The 4027-nt window shown below is 64.8% G+C and carries 3 protein-coding genes and 1 pseudogene; 3 read left to right on the forward strand and 1 reads right to left on the reverse strand.

Translation table 11 applies throughout. From position 1 onward, the window contains the following. Nucleotides 1–238: pseudogene (locus tag QOC89_RS04740) on the reverse strand (polyamine ABC transporter substrate-binding protein); the annotation flags it as partial. A gap of 528 nt (nucleotides 239–766) precedes the next feature. Here QOC89_RS04740 and QOC89_RS04745 point away from each other — a divergent pair. The 3 genes from QOC89_RS04745 to QOC89_RS04755 form a co-directional block, all read left to right on the forward strand. Further along, nucleotides 767–2071, forward strand: a complete 1305-nt coding sequence (locus QOC89_RS04745) for an Nramp family divalent metal transporter (protein ID WP_323043965.1) — start codon at nucleotides 767–769, stop codon at nucleotides 2069–2071. A gap of 243 nt (nucleotides 2072–2314) precedes the next feature. Continuing rightward, entirely contained in the window at nucleotides 2315–3652 is a 1338-nt protein-coding gene (locus tag QOC89_RS04750) for a phospholipase A (RefSeq protein ID WP_323043966.1), read from the forward strand. 172 nt (nucleotides 3653–3824) lie between these two features. After that, a partial coding sequence (locus tag QOC89_RS04755; protein ID WP_323043967.1) for a DUF1289 domain-containing protein occupies nucleotides 3825–4027 on the forward strand: 203 nt, incomplete at its 3' end.

Below are 4027 nucleotides of genomic sequence, written 5' to 3' on the forward strand. Positions count from 1 at the left end.
CGACGATGTCGTAGCCGGAATTGCCGGTGAGGAGCTTGGCTTGCAGCGTGTCGTCGCTGTCGTAGTTGTCGTATTTGACCTGGACGCCGGTCTGTTTGGTGAAGTTCGGAATGGTGTCCTTGGCGATATAATCGGACCAGTTATACACGTTCAACTGCGTATCTTTCGCAGCGGCCGTCAACCACGGCGTCGCGCACAAGACCAGCGCCGCCACCTGCACCACTACCCGTCTTTTCATTCCGTTCTCCGATCCTGACCGGCTCGAGCCAGCCATTCCTCACTCACGCCGCAGCATCCCGCACGCGGCTCCCCTGAAAAAAACGAAAACTACCATTAATTATTGCGCGCACCAAAAAAAATGCCGAGATGTCGCGCAAACGGTACAGCGTAAGCCGCGCCGCTACAAAATGGGCGCAATTTTAGCGGGTTATCGGCGCGTGTCTACCCAAAAAAAACACCCGTGGCGGCTCGGTGTTAGCTGGCTGTCAAGTTGCGGCGGCAGCGCCGCACCTGATCCGCATCCGGGCGGCAGCCAGCGGCGCGTCGCGCCAATCCTATGCCTTACGATCAAGCTCAGGCCCACTTCGGGCTCACCTCCACGCGAGTCAAGCCACCGGTCGCGCTACGGTGCACAATAGCTCCGAGAGACTGGTAAACGGCACCGCGCGAATCACGCTGGCGTGCCCTCGCCTCACTGCGTCATGTGCCGGTTCGCCGCGGGCATGTCACTTGCGCGCGGGTGCAGTCTCAAACCTCCCAGGCACCGATGAACACGAATCCGTCCGCGTTACGACCGAACCGCCGTCGGCGTCTGCCGGGAGACGGCCCTGCCCGTCCGGCGCACTGGTTTTCGTTCGTCGGCGCGGGGGCGCTGATCGCGGTCGGCTATATCGATCCGGGCAACTGGGCGACCGCGCTCGGTGCCGGCGCGGGCTACGGCTACCGGCTGCTGAGCATGGTGCTGCTGGCAAGCCTGATGGCCATGCTGTTGCAGTGGCTGTCGTCGCGGCTGGGTGTGGTCACCGGGCGCGATCTCGCGCAGATCTGCCGCGAACGCTCGAGCCGCCGCGTCACACTCTTCCTGTGGTTGACCAGCGAGGTCGCGATCATCGCCTGCGACGTCGCCGAAGTAGTCGGCAGCGCCGTTGCGTTGCAATTGCTACTGGGCGTCTCGCTGACGGTGGGCGTGCTGATGTCGGCGGTCTGTACCTTCGCGCTGCTCGCGCTTCAGCAGAAAGGTGGCCGCAAGCTCGAAGCCGTGATCGCGTTGCTGATCGGTTTTGTCGGGCTGTGCTTCGTGATCGAACTGGCGCTGGCGCGGCCCGACTGGCACGCCGCGCTGGCCGGCAGCGCGCCGAGCCTCGATCTGCTGCGCAATGCCGGCATGGTGTGGCTCGCGGCCGGCATCGTCGGCGCGACGGTGATGCCGCACAACCTGTATCTGCACTCCGCGCTCGTCAAGCACCACGCGCCGGAAGGCAGCGACGTGCAGATCAAGGCTGCATTGCGGGTCGTGAATCTCGACACGTTCGGCTCGTTGTCGTTTGCGTTCGTGATCAACGCGGCGCTGCTGATCGTCGCGGCGGCGGTGTTCTACGCGAGCGGCCATCGCGACATCACCGATCTCGCTGACGCCCACCGGCTCCTTGCGCCGCTCGTCGGGACGCATTGGGCGGCCATCCTGTTCGCGGCGGCGCTGCTCGCCTGTGGCCTGAGCGCGACCGTCACGGGCACCCTGGCAGGTCAGGCGGTGATGGAAGGCTTTCTGCGCCTGCGCCTGCCGCGCTGGAAGCGTGCCCTGCTCACCCGCGCGCTCGCGATCGGCCCGGCGCTTCTGGCGGTCGCGCTATTCGGCCAGCACGGCTCCAATCAGCTGCTGGTGGCAAGCCAGGTGGTGCTGAGTCTTCAATTGCCGCTCGCTGTCGTGCCGTTGATCCGCTATACGTCGGACGCCGGCCTGATGCGCGGCTGGCACGTGCGCGGCGTGCCGCTCGTGCTGGCCTGGCTGTCAGCGGCGTTCATCATCCTGCTGAATATGGCGCTGCTCTGGCAGTTGGCGTTCGGCGGATGAAGTGATAAGCCGGCCGCTCCCCCCATTGCGTTTGCGCATGAAGCCGGTTTGTAAGTATTCTCTTAGAATTTCCTGATGACCTGCGACGCGGCCGGCTCGCTGCGGTGTCGTCTGGCCGCAGTGCCGTCTCGCCGCGGAGCCGTCCGGCCGCGGTGCCGTCCGGCCGCGGTGCCGTCTCGCCGCCTTGGCGCCTCGCCGCCTCGCCGCCTCGCTCACGCTCCCGTGTTCTCTGGACGACAGCCCATGCGCTTTTACGCTTCGCTTGCCCGCCTCGCCCTCGATAGGTCACTTCAAAGTCAGCACGCCGTCCGGCGCAATTCACGCACTGTCCTGCTGTCCATCCTCGTCGCCATCGTCACCATTGGCGCCTTCGCCGGCGAGGCGCGCGCGACAGTCGCGATGCTGCAGCCGGCACGCGTCGCCGCCGCCAACGAGCCATTGCAGATCACCCTGCTCTATTCCGCCGACGACACCCGCGACCTCACCGTCACCGTCCCGCCGACGATCCGCGTCACCTTGAACGGTGCCGAAGAGTCGCCGCAGCCGCTCGACTTGCAGCGCGAACCTGGCGTGCCCGACACACTGCATCTGCGGCCCGGTCAATTCCGCAAAGTGCGTTTCTCGGCGCCCTGGCCGCAGTCGGCCCGCGGCGAAGTGCGCATCGATCCCGTGGGCTTCGACGCGTCGCCGGCACTGGTCGCGATCAATCGCGGCCCGCAGCAGGACGCCATCGCCCAGGCCGAACGCACGGAAAGCCAGGCGAGCACGCCTGCCCAGGCCGCCGCAACAGCCGCGGCCGTGGGCGGCCCGACAGGCGACGCGATGTCGCCGCCCGGCGACTCGCTCTCCACCACCGGACGCGGTGTGCTCGCGCACGTCTCCTACTACGAGCCGATGTACATCGCCTTCGGCCACAATGGCGACACGAACGCCCGGCTGCAACTGAGCTTCAAATACCGCATCCTGATGCCTGACGATCTGCGCTCGAAGGCGTTCGTCGACAACCTGTACTTCGCCTATACGCAAACCTCGATCTGGGATCTGTCCGCCGACTCGCGGCCGTTCCGCGACACGACCTACTCCCCGCAGCTGTTCTACTACGTGCCGGACACCGGTTGGCATAGCCCGTTTTTCACGCGCATGGGTTTCGCGGCGGGTTTCTCGCATGAATCGAACGGCAAGGCGGGCACCGGCTCGCGCAGCATCAACATGCCCTTTATCCGCCCGACATGGGAGTTCGGCGATCTGACCGGCAACCATCTGACCGTCTCACCCAAAATCTATTACTACTTCGGCACGAGCAACAACCCCGATATCGCCGACTATCGCGGCTACGTCGACCTGCTGGTCAAATACGGCAGCCCGGACGGCTGGCAACTCGCCACCACGCTTCGCAAAGGCACCAAGCACTGGTACGGCAGCGTCGACTCGCAATTCACCTATCCGCTCGCCAAACTGCTCGGCAGCAAGTGGGGCGGGTATATCTGGGTCGGATACTTCAACGGCTATGGCGAGGATCTGCTCGATTACAACAATCGACAGCACTGGATAGCCCGGGTCGGCTACAGCATCGCGCGCTGAGGAAAGTTGCCGCTTGGGCGTTGATCGTTCTGAAGCGGCCGGGTTCGGGTCAAAGCACCGCCGGATGCTGCCAATCGCGCAGGGTTCCTGGCCATCGTGTTCGCCGGGTCGGGGCGTGGCCGCCGCATCGGTTAACATAGCGGAACTCCGCTTCCCCGCTCCAAGGTTTCCGATGGCTTCGAATCTCCACGATCTACCCGACAGCCCGTGTATCGGTGTCTGTTCCACGCTGTTCGACGAAGTCTGCAAAGGCTGCGGCCGCACCGCCGCCGAAGTATCCAACTGGGTGTTCCTGAGCGACGAGGAAAAGCGCGCCGTGTGGGTGCGCATCGAGCAGGACGGCACGGCCATGCGCTTCAGGAACGACAAGCTATA

The organism is Paraburkholderia sp. (genome assembly GCF_034668105.1).
Taxonomy (GTDB): domain Bacteria; phylum Pseudomonadota; class Gammaproteobacteria; order Burkholderiales; family Burkholderiaceae; genus Paraburkholderia.